This is a genomic window from Acinetobacter sp. GG2 (assembly GCF_000292385.1).
GTDB lineage: Bacteria > Pseudomonadota > Gammaproteobacteria > Pseudomonadales > Moraxellaceae > Acinetobacter > Acinetobacter seifertii.
The window spans coordinates 438586-456118 of sequence record NZ_ALOW01000040.1 but is presented as its reverse complement, the minus strand read 5'-3'; the positions used below and the strand labels follow the sequence as shown (position 1 = coordinate 456118).

The following is a 17533-nucleotide window of genomic DNA, read 5'->3' as shown; positions in this document are numbered from 1 at the left end:
ATATGAGTTTAGAAATTACCCCCTTTAAATTCTGCAACAAAAATTACATAGCATTTCTGCATTTATGAAAAATTATTCATAATTCGTCATAATCTCTTTAGTGCAGTAAGGCTTTTAATTTGTCGATGTCTTTAACAGAGATATGATTGTATTTTGTTTCTATAATGCCTTCTTCAACAAACCACTGAATTTCCTTTCTGATACTTTGTCTCGATATTTTTAAAAGTTCAGCTAAATTTTCTTGTGAGAGTTTTAACAAAACCTCAATACCTTTTTGAGTTTGGGTCGAAAAAAATTCGATTAAATAGATGAGCTGTCGTGCAATTTGTACCTTTAAAGGTTGTGTAGAGGTGTGATAGATATCATTGTCTAAAAGCCGTGTTCTCTGGCATACCAATTTTAAAACCTGATATAGCATGCGTGAATTGTTCTGTATGGTTTGCTTAAAGATATGCTCTGGAATGGTCGCAATCACAGTTGCTTCGTGTGCAACATATTCATGCTCTAGCGCAGATTCAGAAATAAGATAGACAATATTTAATAGTGCGCCTGTAGGAATAAAACGATGAATAAGATATTTCCCATCGTATGAATTCCAGCCTAACTTGAGTACACCACTTAACACAATGATGAGTTCACGACAGTCTTGATTTCTCGAATATAGCACTTGCCCTTGATAAAGATGCTTTATCTTAATTTCATTAAATAACTTCTGCTTTTCTTCAAGCGAACATGCGTCCATGAATTCACATTCTGACAGCATTTGTTCAGCCAGTTTTTTATATTCAAAGGTAATGTTGAAATCTTGATAACGATTGATATGAGTTTGATCTAATAAATCTAAGAAATGATCATAGTTATTTCTTCTTTTATCGTTATAAACAAGTGTTGTCATTCGCCATCTCACCATCAAATTGAAGCTCTAAAATAGACCATACAACCTAATCGTGAAATTCAAGTTTAATATAAATTTAGATTAAACAATTATATAAAAATCAAGATCTCAAATTTGGATCTTGATTTTCTTTCGTCTTGTTTATTTTGATAGAACTTAAGACTTAGGCGATGTAATAACTGATAGTTTATCAACGCCTACTCGTTCTATGCTGGCCAGTAACTTGGCAACCGTACCATAAGGAACCGTCTCATCTGCATTCAGGTTCAGAGCCAGTTTAGGATTGGCTGCCTTACGCGTTTGAATGGCCTGTTCGAAGTGTTCAAGAGTGACTTTATCTTTATCCAGATAAATTTCCCCTTTTGGATTAACACTAATAACCACAGCCTTGATCTGATCTGTAACCTGTGTTGGTGCCGCTTTGGGTAAGTTTACCTTAACAGTATTGGTCAGTAAGGGCGCCGTGACGATAAACACAATCAACAGAACCAACATCACGTCCACTAGAGGGGTAATGTTGATCTCGCTGACGACATCATCTTGTTCTGATGTTGAAATTGCCATTATGCATATACCTTTTCTTTATTGTGGGTATGGCTTAACTCGCTGGCTGGAGTGCTCGTATTTGTTGTTTTTGCCTTGACGGTCTTAAGCTGAAAACCTGATTTTTGGTTTAGGCTGACAAAATCGGTCGCAAAGTCATCTAGTTCTGCACCAATAGTTTTTACTTTACGCACAAAATAGTTATATGCCAGTACTGCTGGAACAGCCACCGCAATCCCGATGCCTGTTGCAACTAGCGCTTCACCAATCGGCCCTGCAACGACATCCATACTGGCATTACCCGAATGTGCAATGGCCTGTAAAGCATGGATAATCCCAAAGACTGTACCAAATAGCCCAATGAAAGGTGCATTATTACCAATAGATGCGAGCAAGGCAGAGCCTTTTTCTAACTGGCGACGTTCAGACAAAATTTGTTTGCGTAAATGACGCTCAAGTAAATCTTGACGACTCCAACTATGTTGTAAATCTTGATGAGTATCGTCATCTGCATCGGCAAGTGTTTTAAAACCAGTATTTGCAATGCGTGCCACTGGTCCTTGCCCTGCTTCCGATTTTTGAATCGCATCTTGCAGATTCTTGGCACTCCAGAATTCTTCTGCAAAGGCTTTGCTTTGACGGTCAGCTTTTTGGGTTTGAACCAGTTTAATTATAATCAAACCCCACGTCACAATCGAAAAAGCAACCAATAACCAGATAGTCCCATCGTGGATCAGGGAGTTTATATCACTCATGTTAAAATTCCTTATAGATCAATATTAAGTTAAAAATTATTTTGGGAGTTGATAGTGAATAGGAACATCGACCCAACCTTCGACTGGTGTTTTCCCTTTTAAGGCGGGTGAAAATTTCCATTGTTTTACGGTTCTCACCGCTGCACTATCGAGTATTTTTTTGCCACTGCTTTGTTTGACTGTCACGCTATCAGGGCTGCCATTTGGCAAGACTTTTACCCTTAAGATGACTGAACCTTCCCAACCTCGATCAAGAGCCTGTTCAGGATATTCAGGCGCTGGATTACTCAAATAACCCGCATAGCCTTTCGCCTCTGTAACAGGCAAGTTGTCATCAGCAGCTTTCACAGGTGCTTCAGCGGGTTTTGAAACGGGTTGCTGAACAGGAGCCGCCACTACGTTTTTACTTAAGGGTTCCGCTACAGGTCGTGGTTGCTCTAGTGCCTTATGCTGTTCAACAGGTTTAGGCTGCTCAATGTGTTTCTGTACTGGTTTTGGTGTCTCTATTTGCTTTTGTACAGGCTCAGGCTTTGGGCTAACAGGCGGTATCTTTGGCTTTTGCACCACTGGAGGGATTTTAGGTTCAATCACCTTAGGTGGTTCAGGCGGTTTGACAATCTCTATCACCACAGGATCAGGTGTTTTGACATCAAGCTGAGGTGTAGGAAGTTGTTTGGCGATATACCAGATTCCCAAATGTGCCGCAGCAACGGCGACAATCGCAATTGCCAAAGCATTCTTTTTTGGTTCAGCAGTATCAATTTCAACATCTACGTTATGGCTAAAAGGATCATTAACCGTCGTTGTATGGGTGACCTGATTGGATAATTGCTCAAATAAAAATGCTTTTCTAATCGAGCCTTGACTAAATTCACTCATCAATAACTCCTATTAACCAATTTTGTCTTCGGTCAAAATCCGAAAAATCTGTTCTTTTAATTGATGCAATTCAAAACTTGAACGATTTCGAGGACGTGGCAAGTTGACGGGAATAATCTGTTCAACACGACCAGGTTTAGGTTTTAAAATCACTACACGATCTGCCAGGGTTACGGCCTCTTCCACATCATGCGTAATAAAAACAGTGGTCATTTTTTGTTGAGATTGAATGCGAAGTAATTCATTTTGCATTTGATGCCGTGTTAATGCGTCCAAGGCACCAAACGGTTCGTCTAACAGAAAAATACGTGGTTGCACCACAAGACTACGAGCAATAGCTACACGTTGAGACATCCCACCAGATAGTTGGTGTGGGTAGGCCTTTTCAAAGCCATTTAAACCAATCAATTCAATTGCTTTCTGAACCAGAATATCTTTATCGCGCGCAGTTAACGCCTCATTTAATAAACCCAGCTCAATGTTTTGCTCAACGGTAAGCCAAGGAAATAAGCGATGTTCTTGAAAAACTACTGCTCGATCGCCACCAATCCCGCTTACATCGGCACCATCAATTAAAATTCGACCATCAAAATCTTGATCAAGTCCAGCCAAAAGACGTAAGAGCGTAGATTTACCGCAACCACTGCTACCTACAATCGCAATAAACTCGCCTTCTTTAATTTCTAGATTAAAGTCGTGAATGACTTTGACAGGTTGTTGATTGACGACAAAAGACTTATGAACATGGTGAAATGCCACACGTGTTTGAGCATTAGATTGAAAAGATTGGTGATGTTTTTCAGTATTTGTATTAAGGGTAATTGTCATGGTCTGACCTCAATTTTTTCGCCAAGATGTTGCGTAGTTTTCAGTTATTTTGCCCAGCCATGCCAGAATCGCCCCTAAACCAGCGACCAAAACGGTTGCTGCTATTACACGGTCCATTTCAAAGTTTTGCTGTGCAGCCATCATGTAGCTACCTATGCCAATTCCAGAGCCCATCAAGTATTCAGCTCCAAAAGATGCCATCCACGAATAGAGCAAGGCCAATCGAAATCCAGCAAACATTGAGGGTGCAATGCTCGGTAAAATCAAAAGCGTTAAGCGTTGAAGCAATGTCATTCTTAAGGTGCTTGAGACTTCAACAAGCTGCATTGGAATGCTCGACATGCCTTTCCATGTCGCAATAAACATTGGAAAAAATGTCGCTATTGAAATGAAAACAATTTTTGATAAATCTTCGAGCCCAAACCAAGCTGTCAGTAGCGGAATCCAAGCAAAAATGGCAATGAGACGTAATGTGTTGAGTGTAGGTGCCAACAGATTTTCAATAGGTTTAAATAGCCCTACCACAATTCCTACTGATGCCCCAATTAACCCGCCAATAATCAAACCTAAAATTGCACGATAAAGGCTGTAATACATGGCAGTAGTGAGTGAGAAATCTTGAATACCTGACCAAAGTGCCTCTAATATTTTCCACGGCGCGGGCAAAATTTGACTCGAAATCAAGTTAAACCAACTGCTCACTGCCCAAAGCACGACTAAACTCAAAGGTAAAACCCATGATTTGAAAACATCGGTTCGGTTTTTTTTATGAAAAGTATGAGCACTCAAAGCAGCATGTGGCCAAAACACAAACTTACGTTCAATTCGATGCAGGATAAAATCGAAAATAATTCCTACAGACGCAATAACAAAAATCGTGACAAAAACAATATCAAGCTGAAATAGCTGACGGCCTGTCACCATCAAATATCCAATGCCTTCCGATGAAGCCAACAACTCAACAGCAATTAAGCTCGTCCAGCCTGCTGCAACAGCTAGTCTTAAACCCGTAAAGAAATATGGAAGTGTGGCTGGCAGTACAAGTTTTGTGAGTAAGGTTAGGCGATTAAACTGTAAGATTGCTGCCATTTCTTTGAGTTTGGGTTGAATGTCACGTACCCCTGCCTGAGTATGTAAGGCAATCGGTACCATCGTGGCTTTAAAAATTATGAAAATTTTTAAACTATTCTCGATGCCGAGCCAGATCATGAGCAAAGGTAACCAAGCCAATGTTGGGATAATGACCAACGCATAAAACGTTGCAGATAGGTATTGTTCGGCAATGCGGCTATAACCCAGTAAAACACCTAGAAATACGCCGCCTAACACACCTGACAATAGGCCAAGACCAAAGCGCTCAAGACTGATCGCAAGCTGTGACCATAGATCTTGAGATGCGATTTCAACGAAAGAATGCCATGTGTCTTTTGGGGTAGGTAAAATTTGGGCAGGCATCCATTGCTCGTTTGACGCTACCCACCACAGTAAGAATAAACAAAGAGGTACAATCCAATAGATCGCAAGCGAGTTAAAATACCCAACAGAAATGAACCATGGTTTCTTGGTACTTTTCCAGACAATGCCGGATGAGTTTTTTTGCGAAATTATTTCTTTCATATCTCGATATATATCCATACATTCTGCTGTTATAGATCTCTCAGAATGTTTAACTAAACGTATACCTGATGATCATTTATCCGTGTCATGCAGATCTAATATGAGACGTGTTGTGATCATCTTTGGTGTTATGCTCTGTATGAGTGTAAAGAGAGATGTTTTGTTTAACTGTCTACACAGGTACAAAGATCAGAAAATATTTATATTTATAAATAAGAGATAAAGATAAGAATTCTTGTATAGACCTTTCATAAAAGATCAAACGTATATAAAGAACAAAAAATTAAAAAAGCCCAACTAGCTTACTAATCAGGCTTATGTAAAGAACATTTAAACTTTAAAGCGCAATATCAAATTCTGGGCTAGCTACTGTAGGCTGTAATCGAGCACGTTGCTTTTTAAAGTGCGGAAGAACGTGTTCACCAAGACGATATGACTCTTCAAGATGTGGATAGCCTGCGAGGAAGAATAACTCTATGCCAATGCTATTGTATTCTTCAATACGCTCAATAATCTGTTGGTAGCTCCCTACCAAAGCAACACCTGGTGGCACACCAATGTATCCAAACCCTGACCAAACATTTGGATGGATAAAAAAGTCGCTGACATTTTTACTGCCATCTTTTTCGGCGTACTCTTTTTCGAAGCTTAATACGCGCGCTGAACGTAAACCCGCATGGGCTGCCGCCGCGTGTAAACGTTGCTTTTCAGCAGCTTCATCGAGAAAGCGCTGTGCCTCTGTCAACGCTTCTTGTTCAGTACGGCGAGCAATCGTATCGATTGATAGACCAAATTTTATATTTTCACGACCATACTTTTTTGCACGAGCACGTACGTCTGCAATCAATGCTGCAATTTCTTCTGGTTTTTCAGCTCGCATTAAATAATAGTCGGCATGTTTTGCTCCAAACTCACGAGCAGCTTCCGAAGAACCTGCTGTGCAAATAATTGGAAGACTTGCTTTATTCAGTGGATATTTTAGACCACCGCCTTCTGCCGAATAGTACTTCCCTTTATAGTGAAATGAAGGATTATTCCAATATCCTTTTACAACATCTAGGAACTCAGTAGCACGTGCATAACGTTCATCGTGAGGTAAGTCATCGCCTACTTGACGTTGGATTACTTCCGAGCCGCCATTAATAATATTCCAAACCAGTCGATTACCCGTTGCACGCTGATACGTTGCTGCAGTTTGTACAGCATTATAGGGACTAAAATGATAAGCTTGAAATGCAGTCACAAAGTTAAGTTTTTTGGTTTCTCTTGCAAGCAATGAACATACTGTCCAAGGCTCTTCACCCGTTGGTGCGTTTACCATGAGTGCACCAGCAAAACCATTAATTTCTGCTGCTCGTGCTACCTGACTTAAGTAATCAATATAGGTAAAGTCGTCACCTACTTCATAGTTCGAAACCGCTCCGGTATTTTCAACATTTTCAATATTGGCCCAATCACCACGATTACGTGGGTCACCGGGTAAAAATTCTGTTTCGCCATGAAGTGGTAAACGTGTAAAAAATTCAATTCCCATTATTTTCTCCGTAAAGCAAAGCTTAGAATTTTGCAGTGAGAGAAACACCAACTTGACGTGGGTTTCCATAGGTTAAGACATATTGTCCAGCAGGACCATTTGGTCGCCCATGAACTTGATATTCTTCGTCTAGCAAGTTTTTAACGTAAGCATTAACTTGGTATTTATTATTTGCGCTGATATACCCAACGTTAGCGTTCCATAAGGTGTACCCTTTTTGGCTCAAGATTGGGTCAACAGAATAATCTTGACGATTGACTAAGAAAAATTCACGGTCACGATATTTTGCATCTGTGCCTACAATGACTCGTGCTCCACTATCAAGATTAAAGGTATATTCTCCCCCTAAACCGATGGTGTACTTTGGAGAACGAACCAAGCTGTTACCTGTATTGTCAGCATTTACGACATTGGTTACTGGGTTTTTATCAATAAAGTCGGTGTATTCACTGTCTAAATAAGCGCCTGCAAAACGTAAGCGTAAGTTATCGGTAGCTAAATAATCTAATTCTAATTCGGCACCTTTTACTTCTGCCTTAGGTCCATTTGCTAGAACTGAGGTTACTCCTCCACCTTGTCCTTCTGTCGCAACCAATAAATTTGTTTGAATATCTTTGTAGTCATAATAGAAAATATTGGCATTGGCGGTTAAATTGCCTTGTAACAAGCTAGACTTCAAACCTAGCTCATAGCTATTTAAATATTCAGGGTTAACATCTGCAAGTTGCGTAAGGCTACTCGAAAGTCCGGTGTTAAAGCCGCCTGAACGGAAACCTCGAGCAAAACGGAAGTATGTGTTGATATCAGGAGTGATTTCATATTCTGGCGTAATATCGTAGGTCAGCTCATTCCATCTTTTTTTACGACTTGTTGAACCATTTGCATTCGGCGCTGGGTTATAGACCGCATTGCTATACCCATCCTTTTGCCACCAACTGCCTTTGGTGTAATCACCTGAGGTAATTTGAACAAGATCTAGATCAATGTCTTTTTCTTCACTTGTCCAACGTAAACCACCTGTCACTTTAAATTTATCGGTAAATTTATAGGTACTGTTACCAAACAAGGCAAAACTTTGTGTGGTCTGATTGTAGGTAATGTCCCTAAAAGCTGGTGTTCCCGCCGTTTGAGCTGGAGCGCCATTCGGTAATGTTTTATTTACTCGCGCACTTACACCTGTTGAGTCTAAATCTTCATTAAAGAAGTGAAAACCTGCGATCCAACTGAGTCTTTTTTCAGCATCAGAAGAAACACGAAACTCTTGGCTATATTGGCGCCACTCATTATCGCTATAGCTCCTTGCTACATCGTAAGGCGTATAGTCACCATCAGAAATAGATTTTTGAGTGGTTTTATCAAATGCTGTAATGGATGTAAAAGTATGACCGCCGCCTAAATCTCCTGTTAATGTGAGTGAAGCGCCATCGTGTTGAATTTTATTACTTTCAGGTAAATCTAAATTTGTATCTCGGCCTTGTGGTCTTTCATAAATACCCCAGTATTTTCCAATACTTAAAGAGCCATTATTCCCAAGACCATTATAAGTTTGACTATGCAGATTGACTAAAGCATTCCAATCATCATTAATTTTTCCTAATATCTGGAAGCGGAATGATTTTTTATCTACATCCCCGTAGTTTTCACCATTGGCTAAATTTTTTGCATAGCCATCGCGGTCTTCTGAATAGAATGCTCCTCGTACGGCAACGTTATCAGATATAGTCCCATTCACGGCGCCTTCAAAAGTACGAAGATTATGGTCGCCTATTCCTATTGTTCCATAACCAGTCGGTTTATCTGAAAAAACAGGTTTTCGTGAAATGTAATTCACCGCACCAGCTGTGGTGTTTTTACCGTAAAGCGTGCCTTGTGGACCACGTAGAACCTCAATACGTTCTAAATCGAATAAATCTCCAGCACCAGCAACAGGCGCATTTAAATAAACCCCATCTGCATAAATACCGACTGGAAAAACTGTAGAGGCTGCTACATCGCCAGTTCCTAGACCACGAATATACCAACGTGGACGGCTATCGCCATCTGGGTTTTCAGCTGCTGCATTGGGCGTATAAGTTAAAACATCGCCAATAAATGTTGAGCCTTTCGCAGCCAAATCTTTGCCTGAAACCGCTGTAATTGCAGTCGGAACTTTTTGAATGTTTTGTGCACGATATTGTGCAGTAACGATGACATCGCCTAATTTTTTTACATCTTTAGCATTTACCACTTGAGCTTGTTGCTCAGCAGGAATTGCATCAGCATCATCGTTCGCTAAAGCTAATGTCGAAACACTCGCCGTTACTCCCCACATAGCAGTTAAAATACTCTGCCTAATTTTTGTAACCTTAAACATGGTGACTCCATTTAAATAAATCTATTTTTATATTGGCAACTTCTATGCCACTTAATTTATTTAAATAATTTCAAATACTTAATAAAATATTAAAAATAAAAATGATTCAATGCTGCTGATAGATAGACAGTCTGAAAGGTATTATTGTTGTTATTTCAACATTTACGATTTAACGTGTTTTATATCCCGTATTAATAATAAAGCCATACAGACGTATGGCTTTTTAAGATTCTTGGAAATGATTGATTGGTTTTAAAATTTATAACTAAATTGGCCTTGTACAGTCAGAGGTCGCATTGGTTGTAAAAACTCACTATTCGACCCTGCCAAACCATTCACAAAATTTCGTTCATTGGTTAAGTTAAGAATGTTAAGACCCACCGTCCATTGTGGCTGGCGATAATAAAGACCTAAGTCCAGATTATAGTTATTCGGTACTTTCACGGTTTGACTTAAGTTTGTGTACCAGTAGCTTGTCCACCATCCCGAAAGGTTGACGCCAAAACCAGACTGATGTTGATAATCTACATAAGCACTTGCAGAGTATTTGGGAATTCCTGCTGCATCATAACGTCCGGCTTTACGTTGGTTTAAAGCGTTATTGTCTCCCCAAACCGTAGCATTGTCCGCATGAAAGCCAAATGGTGAAAAACCAGCAGGTACAATAGAGCTGTATTCAGCATCTAAATAAGTGAAATTGCCCCCAATCGCTATATTTTTTTGGAGTTGCCATCTTAATGATGACTCAACTCCTTTTATTTCAAAGCGAGCCATATTACCGTTGGTATCAGGTGATAAATCTCGTTTTTGTTCAAATCCACTTAGGGTTAAAAATAACTGGTCAGTAATAGGTTCATATTTAAATCCTACTTCTTTTAGCTCACTTTGACTGTCAAAAGCTAAAGGATTGAGTTGATTTCCTGCGCCCCAAATCAAGAAAGGCCCAAATACTCCTGTATTTAATGCGGTGCTTTTATCATAGGTAAAATAAAGTGTGCTTTTCGCAGTAGGCTTAATAAACGTACTCAGTTGATAGCTCAATAGACTATATTTGTCACTCGATGAGCGGACATCTGTTAGGGTTAAAACAAGTGGGTTTTCAAGTTTTGCTCTTACAGAACTATGGTTAATCCCTAAATTAATACCGAATACATCGTTAAAGGTAAAGTTTTGTTGAGTGAACACACTCAACGTATCCCAGAAACCTGAACCCGTATAGACAGCGCCTCCTCCATTCGGTGGAAAGCCACCTTTTTCTGCATATAAACCATTTCCAATTGGGTACATGCGCGGTAAATTTAAATAACCAAAATATTGAGAATATTGTGGTACTCCGGCTTGTCCAATCCAACCTCCTGTTGAACCACTATTGTTAATTAACCCCAGTAAATCACCAGGATTCTTCTGCGATGGATCATTGGTTAAATCATAAGGATTAATATTAAAGCTATTATTTGCAGCTAAAGACGTAAACTTCTCATGACGATATGTTCCCCCTGTACTACTTTTATTATTAATTTTTACGCCACCTATTTCAAAATCATAGTCACCTAAAAATTCTAGTCGGTTATCAATTAACTCATGATCTAAATCTGTAAAGAAGCTCCCAACAGAGTCCCCTAAATCTTTGTTATTTTGATAGAGCGTACTGTTTGCAATAGACCAATGTTCATTTAAATCTTTAATGACTTTTAATTGAGTGCTAAATCGCTTAGCACTATTTTTATCTTCACTACGTCCTGAAACATTATCATCTAGCTTGACCAATTCATTGCCTGGGATTGATGGATCATATACCCAACCTTTAATGGTTCCTGCTTGATCAGCAGTTGAGTTCGGTAACGGCGTGGTCTGAACTCCACCAACAGCAACATATTGGTTTTTATCGTTCTTCTGACGAGTTTGCCAACCAATGACTTTAGAATTTGCCGCACCAGATTCAAATACAGGAGACCAAAAAGTCGAACCGTTTTGAATAATAGGCGTAGCTCTACCTTTGTAATAAAGACCATTATCAACCGATTGTTGTGATGCTCTATTCCAACCATGTGTCACATTAAAATCGTAATAGTCATCGTAACTGATATTCCAATCTACCCTTAAACGCTCATTTGGGCGCCAAGCAAGTGCTCCATAAAATGCATTAAAGTTATTTTTTACATTGTCATAATAGTCATCTGTCTTTTGTGCTGTTGCACTCACGCGAAATGCTAATTCTTTTGAAATGGGCGCTGTATGATCGATACTGACAGAGAAATTAGGCTCTGCGCCTTTACCTGAGTAAATGGAACCTACAGTCCCAGAGATATTGGTTTCGGCTTTATTAAAATTAGGCTTTTTGGTCAGGTAGTTAATATATCCGCCAGAACCTGAAGTCGGCGAAAAAATTACACCTGTAGGTCCTGCCACAATATCGGCTGCTTCATAAGCATTGAGATTGGTTGGATGGCGGGTACTGTAAATGCGTTGGCTATCCTGAAAAACTTCCGAGTTCTGTCCACGAATTTGTGGAGCAAAGTTAGCATTTTGTCCCCCGCCTCGCGTAATACTCGGTGCATATTTGACGAGATCATCCGCACTGCGAATAACATCTTCTCTAAATTGTTGTTCTGATACTTGGGATACTACACGTGGGGTATCCAATACAGAGCTATCCGTTCCATAAATTGAGGTAACTTTGCGTTTAGGAACTACGGTAGTTTTCTTGGTTGCTCCAGTAACGACTACATCGGACAAAGTAACTACATCGCTTTCAGAATCACCTGCTTGCTGTGGCGTTTCTTCGGCAAAAACATATAACGGTAAAGTCGCCCCTAATACGCTAAGCGCAATGACTAAAGGTTTTAATTGAAAAGGCTGTCTCATATCACACTCAGTAAAGTAAATTTACAATGCGTTACGCAAAGCCTATGCCAACCATTGAATCACCAAATAATTTGCCCTAAACGTTTGATTCAGTTGTTTTTAATTTCTCATTGTTTACTTATCAGTTCTATTCATGTTTATTTTTTCAACAAAGCTGTTGAAATAGAGACACTCACCAAAAACAATAATTATATAACTATTTGATAAATATATTAAAATTATATAAAAAATATTGGCATTTATTCTGCAATACCTTAGAAGATGAAGATCTAATCAGGTATTTATAATGACAAATCAAACATTTCAGTTATCACGTCGAAAATTTTTAACACAAAGTCTCACGGCGCTAGGTGGTGTCTCTTTGATGGGCAGTTTATCAGGCTGTGGCCCCTCTCCAGATAATAGTACCGAATCAAAAACTACCTCTTCAGCAACGCCAAAGCATGGAGGTGTTATACGCTTGGGTCTCATTGGAGGACAACAATCAGGCAGTCTAGATCCTCATCTTTCAGCATCTGGAAGTGGTATTACACGAGGTTTCGCTATTTATAATAAGTTATGGGAATGGGATGAAAATATGCTGCCCCGACTTGCTTTGGCGGAGTTTGCAGAACCTAATCACAATGCAAGTGAATGGACCATTCGGTTACGCAAAGGCTTAGAATTTCATCACGGTAAAACCATTACGGCAGATGATGTGATTTTTTCAGTGAAACGCCTAACAGACCCTAAACTCGCCTCACCATTTCGTAATTTGGTGCAGTGGATTGACCGAGATCGTATTCAAAAACTAGATGAATATACGGTTCGTATTCCTTTTATTAGTACGATTCCCGGCTTTGTTGCATTGCCTGAAACTTGGGTAAACTTTGGAGGAATTGTACCGACTGACTTCGACCCTATTCATAATCCAGTCGGAGCTGGTCCATATAAAGTCAAAGAGTTTATTCCGGGGCAACGTTCTGTTTTTACCCGTTTTAATAATTACTTTAAAGCAGACAAACCTTATGCAGATAGTTTTGAAGTGATTGATTTTAAAGATCAGGTCTCTCGATTAAATGCTTTATTGGCTGGACAAATTGATGTAGCAAATGCGATTTCACCTGAATATATTAAAATTTTGGAGCAAGCAAAACACATTCAAACTATACGCTCTGCGACCAATACGCATAATAGTTTTGACTTTAATACCCAACAAGCGCCGTTTAATGACCCTAGAGTGCGCCAGGCATTCCGTTTGATTGCAAACCGAGAAGAGTTGGTACAACGAGGCTTAAATGGGCAAGGTCGAATCGCTAACGATCTTTATTCGCCGCAAGACCCAGCCTTTCTCAATCTGCCGCAACGCCAACAAAATATTGCCGAGGCAAAAAATCTATTAGCCCAAGCAGGTTTTAAAGATGGTTTGAATGTAGAACTTGTTACCCCAGTGAGTAGCGCTCAACCTGCATTAATTTTTGCCGAGCAAGCGAAACAAGCCAATGTGAATATTCGAGTTAAACAAGTGGATTTTGCAACGTTTAATGGCCCTGACCGCAGTAAGTGGCAGTTATCGAGTAATGCGACCAATGTCGGCACGCCATATTTATCGACGGCCGTTGTTAACGATGCTCCAATTTCCACCACCAACCGTGTGAACTTTAAAGACCCTGAATATAGTGAGTTATTTTTTAAAGCACTGGCAGAGCCTGATTTAGCCAAACGCAAAATCCATTTGGCGCAAGCACAAAAAATTCAACATGAACGTGGTGGAATGCTCATTTGGGGATTTAGCCATACGATTGACGCAGCAGCTAAAAATATTGGTGGTTTAGCTCCTGAACATACAATTTTTCCGACATGGCGCTTTGAAAAACTCTGGAAAGCTTAATACTCACCATATAAAAAAGCTGCCGAAGCAGCTTTTTTTACGGGGGGAATTATTTAGGCACTGTAATCACAGAGAGCTTATCTACACCTACACGTTCAATACTTGCCAATAATTTTGCAACTGTTCCATACGGTACGGTCTCATCAGCATTTAAATTTAATGCTAATTTAGGGTTACTGCTTTTGCGTGACTTTATTTCTTGTTCAAAGTTCGCAAGTGTCACCTTATCTTTATCAAGGAATATTTCACCTTGTGGATTTACACTAATCACTACAGCTTTGTTTTGGTCTGTCGATTGAGTTGGAGCAGCTTTGGGTAAGTTCACTTTCACCGTATTTGTTAACAAAGGAGCTGTCACAATGAATACAATGAGTAAGACCAACATGACATCGACTAGCGGCGTAATATTAATTTCACTGACGACATCGTCTTCTTGAGAGGTAGAAATTGCCATTATGCAAATACTCCTTTCTCTTTCACTTCTTTAGCAGAATTATCTTTAAGCGCCGTATTACCAGTCGTACCTTTTTTTGCAGTTGGTAGTTGGAATCCTGCTTTTTGATTCAGGCTCACGAAGTCCGTTGCAAAATCATCAAGATCTGCGCCAATTGTTTTTACTTTACGCACAAAGTAGTTATAAGCAAGCACCGCAGGTACAGCAACTGCAATACCAATACCAGTTGCCACCAGCGCCTCTCCAATTGGTCCAGCCACGACATCCATACTTGCATTACCTGAATGAGCAATTGCTTGTAATGCATGAATAATCCCAAATACTGTACCGAACAGACCAATAAATGGTGCGTTATTTCCAATAGAAGCCAGTAAAGCCGAACCTTTTTCTAATTGGCGGCGCTCAGTTAGAACTTGTTTACTTAAATGGCGCTCTAATAAGTCCTGACGGCTCCAACTGTTTTGTAAGTCTTGATGCGTCTTTTCATCTGCTTCTATTAAAGTCTGAAAACCTGTGTTAGCCACTCGTGCTGCTGGGCCTTCACCAAGTTCAGACTTAGTTACTGCATCTGATAAGTTTTTTGCTTTCCAAAACTCTTCTACAAAAAGCTTACTTTGTTTTGTTGCTCGTTGCGTCTGGACCACTTTAACCACAATCAACACCCAAGTCACAATTGAGAAAGCAACTAATAACCAGATCGTGCCGTCATGGATCAATGAATTAATATCTGACATGAAAATATCCTCTTAATTTAAATTTTATTTCGGTAATTGATAATGAATTGGAACATCGACCCAGCCTTCTACAGGGGTTTTCCCTTTTAGCGCAGGTGAAAATTTCCATTGCTTTACTGTTCTTACGGCAGCACTGTCTAGAAGTTTTTTGCCACTACTTTGCTTGACACTGACTGTATCCGGGCTGCCATTTGCTAATACTTTGACCCGTAAAATGACTGAGCCTTCCCAACCACGTTCTAAAGCTTGTTCAGGATATTCAGGTGCAGGGTTACTGAGATAGCCGGCATAACCTTTGGCTTCAGTCACAGGTAAATTGTCATCTGATGCTTTTACAGGCTCAGTCACTTTTTTAACCGGTTCTGCGACTACTTCTTTTGTGACCACAGGTTCTGCAACTTTTTGTGGAGTGGATTCAGCCACCGCTTTTACAACTGGCTTAGGTTGTTCCACACTCTTTTGGACAGGTTTGGGCTGTTCCACTTGTTTAGGAATTGGCTTGGGTTTTTCCACCACAGGTGGAACTTTTGGCTTCTCAGTAATGGGTGGAATTTTGGGTTCAATCACTTTAGGTGGTTCAACCGGTTTTACGATTTCAATCACCACAGGTTCTGGTTTATGAATATCTAAAGCTGGTGTCGGCAATTGTTTTGCAACATACCAAATTCCAAGATGTGCTGAAGCAACCGCAATAATTGCGATTAAGACTTTATTCAACTTCACTGGAGCAGGTTGAATAACATCTTGATCATGCTGTGCAAACGGATCTGCAATTTCAGTTGTGGCTGCAACTGTCGCAAATTGCTCAAAGAGCAAAGCCCGCTTATGGGGATTAAAGATTTGATCACGCATAAAAATTTAAACTAAAAATAAAAGATTAAGTCGTAAATTGCACAAGCCATGCCAAAATTGTAAGTTATTATTTTTTATTAATTTAATTTGTATTTTTCAAATGATTGATACAAAAGATGTTGGTTTTCAAACAGTGTGATGCTGTTCAAACAACAAGATCCCTTTGATATCGCAAAGGGATCTAAGTTTATTATTTTAATTTATATCCTACTAAGGGTAAGACTTCTTCAGCCACGCGATATGCTTCTTCTAAATGCGGGTTACTGGCTAAAATAAAATGTCCCACCCCAATATCAATATATTCTTGCAAACGTTCTGCGACTTGCTCATAGCTCCCGACTAAAATACAGTTTGGGCCACCTCGTACATTTGACATTCCCGCCCACACATTTGGACTCACAAATAAGTCTTCAAAACGGTTGCCCTGTGCCAAAGCTTGCTGGCGCTTTGCTCCTACAGATTCAGTGTCTTTGCGTTCAAAAGCATTACTATCGACAGCAATGGTTTCATACATTTGTTTAAGCTCTTGGAAGGCTTGTTCTTGGGTTGGTCGCGCTAAAATATCAATACGCATGCCAAATTTAACTTTTCGTTCCGGCGAATTCTGCTCAAAGAAATTTTGAGCCTGTTCGATCACTTTCTTCTGTTGGTCTACAGGTTCGCCCCAAGTTAAATGGATATCTGCATGACGTCCAGCGACTTGTAAAGCCGCATCGCTTGCACCTGCTAACCATAAACGTGGAACCTCATATTGGTTCATTGGGTATTTTAGGCCACCTTGTTCAACATGGAAAAATTTTCCATCGTAATTGAATGGTGCATGGTGCGAATAACCTTTCACAAATTCTAAAAATTCATTGGTTCGTGCATAACGTTGATCATGTTCAATAAAGTCCCCATATGCGCGTTGCTGTGCACCGCCTCCACCTGAAATCACATTCCACTCGACTCGTCCCTGACTTAAGCGCTGCAAACTTGCAGCCATTTGGCTTGCATAAGCAGGATGAATAAACCAAGGCTGAATTGCGATGAGCAAACGAAGTCTTTTAGTTTCTCTGGCCAATGCAGACGCTAACACCCATGGCTCTTCAGTATGTGGGAAAGCAGGAATGAGTGCACCGTGAAAACCAACAATATCGGCTGCTTTCGCCACTTGCTCGACATAGTCATAGTAAGCAAATAACTGATCCTCATGTTGCGGCGCCACACGTTGTGGAGATTGAACTGCTGGAGTTAATTGATTCCATTCACCGCGTGTGTGTAATTGATGTGCTCGACGACCATCCCCATGAACAGGGATTCTCCATAAAAACTCAACTGACATAATGAATCTCGATAATTTAAAGATTTGACG

At 39.9% G+C, this 17533-nt stretch carries 14 protein-coding genes; 1 reads left to right on the top strand and 13 read right to left on the bottom strand.

The annotated features are described in order from the left end of the window. Positions 1–97: 97 nt before the first annotated feature. The 9 genes from B554_RS0118180 to B554_RS0118140 all read right to left on the bottom strand — a co-directional run bounded on the left by B554_RS0118180 (position 98) and on the right by B554_RS0118140 (position 12269). A complete protein-coding gene (locus tag B554_RS0118180) occupies positions 98–895 on the bottom strand; it encodes a Crp/Fnr family transcriptional regulator (protein ID WP_019459192.1) in 798 nt (265 codons plus the stop codon). A gap of 156 nt (positions 896–1051) precedes the next feature. After that, complete coding sequence (locus B554_RS0118175; protein ID WP_019459191.1) at positions 1052–1459, bottom strand: ExbD/TolR family protein; 408 nt, start codon at positions 1457–1459, stop codon at positions 1052–1054. After that, positions 1459–2193: a MotA/TolQ/ExbB proton channel family protein gene (locus B554_RS0118170; protein WP_019459190.1), complete on the bottom strand. Its 735-nt coding sequence runs from the start codon at positions 2191–2193 to the stop codon at positions 1459–1461. The genes B554_RS0118175 and B554_RS0118170 overlap by 1 nt, the downstream gene beginning before the upstream one ends. A gap of 36 nt (positions 2194–2229) precedes the next feature. Further along, positions 2230–3072, bottom strand: coding sequence for an energy transducer TonB (locus B554_RS0118165; protein WP_019459189.1), 843 nt, complete (start codon positions 3070–3072; stop codon positions 2230–2232). A 12-nt stretch (positions 3073–3084) separates the two neighbouring features. Next, the gene (locus B554_RS0118160; protein ID WP_019459188.1) at positions 3085–3900 is read right to left on the bottom strand and encodes an ABC transporter ATP-binding protein; all 816 of its coding nucleotides are present in this window, start codon (positions 3898–3900) and stop codon (positions 3085–3087) included. 9 nt (positions 3901–3909) lie between these two features. Next, positions 3910–5535, bottom strand: coding sequence for an ABC transporter permease (locus B554_RS0118155; protein WP_029768032.1), 1626 nt, complete (start codon positions 5533–5535; stop codon positions 3910–3912). A 319-nt stretch (positions 5536–5854) separates the two neighbouring features. Then, positions 5855–7051 carry an LLM class flavin-dependent oxidoreductase gene (locus tag B554_RS0118150; protein WP_019459186.1) on the bottom strand — a complete coding sequence of 399 codons (1197 nt, stop codon included), beginning with the start codon at positions 7049–7051 and terminating at the stop codon, positions 5855–5857. A gap of 22 nt (positions 7052–7073) precedes the next feature. Beyond that, positions 7074–9404 (bottom strand): TonB-dependent receptor, encoded by a 2331-nt coding sequence (locus tag B554_RS0118145; RefSeq protein WP_019459185.1) that lies wholly within the window; start codon positions 9402–9404, stop codon positions 7074–7076. Between the two features lie 252 nt (positions 9405–9656). Then, positions 9657–12269, bottom strand: a complete 2613-nt coding sequence (locus B554_RS0118140) for a TonB-dependent receptor (RefSeq protein ID WP_019459184.1) — start codon at positions 12267–12269, stop codon at positions 9657–9659. A gap of 286 nt (positions 12270–12555) precedes the next feature. Here B554_RS0118140 and B554_RS0118135 point away from each other — a divergent pair, with 286 nt between their 5' ends. After that, positions 12556–14139, top strand: a complete 1584-nt coding sequence (locus tag B554_RS0118135; RefSeq protein WP_019459183.1) for an ABC transporter substrate-binding protein — start codon at positions 12556–12558, stop codon at positions 14137–14139. Between the two features lie 49 nt (positions 14140–14188). Here the strand turns inward: B554_RS0118135 and B554_RS0118130 are convergent, their stop codons facing one another. The 4 genes from B554_RS0118130 to B554_RS0118115 form a co-directional block, all read right to left on the bottom strand. Continuing rightward, positions 14189–14593 carry an ExbD/TolR family protein gene (locus B554_RS0118130; protein WP_001018517.1) on the bottom strand — a complete coding sequence of 135 codons (405 nt, stop codon included), beginning with the start codon at positions 14591–14593 and terminating at the stop codon, positions 14189–14191. Further along, on the bottom strand, positions 14593–15327 hold the full coding sequence (locus B554_RS0118125) for a MotA/TolQ/ExbB proton channel family protein (protein ID WP_004701581.1): 735 nt from the start codon (positions 15325–15327) through the stop codon (positions 14593–14595). Before B554_RS0118125 ends, B554_RS0118130 begins: the two co-directional genes overlap by 1 nt. Before the next feature lie 24 nt (positions 15328–15351). Next, a complete protein-coding gene (locus tag B554_RS0118120; protein WP_019459182.1) occupies positions 15352–16179 on the bottom strand; it encodes an energy transducer TonB in 828 nt (275 codons plus the stop codon). 190 nt (positions 16180–16369) lie between these two features. Next, the gene (locus tag B554_RS0118115) at positions 16370–17503 is read right to left on the bottom strand and encodes an LLM class flavin-dependent oxidoreductase (protein ID WP_019459181.1); all 1134 of its coding nucleotides are present in this window, start codon (positions 17501–17503) and stop codon (positions 16370–16372) included. Between the last annotated feature and the right edge of the window lie 30 nt (positions 17504–17533).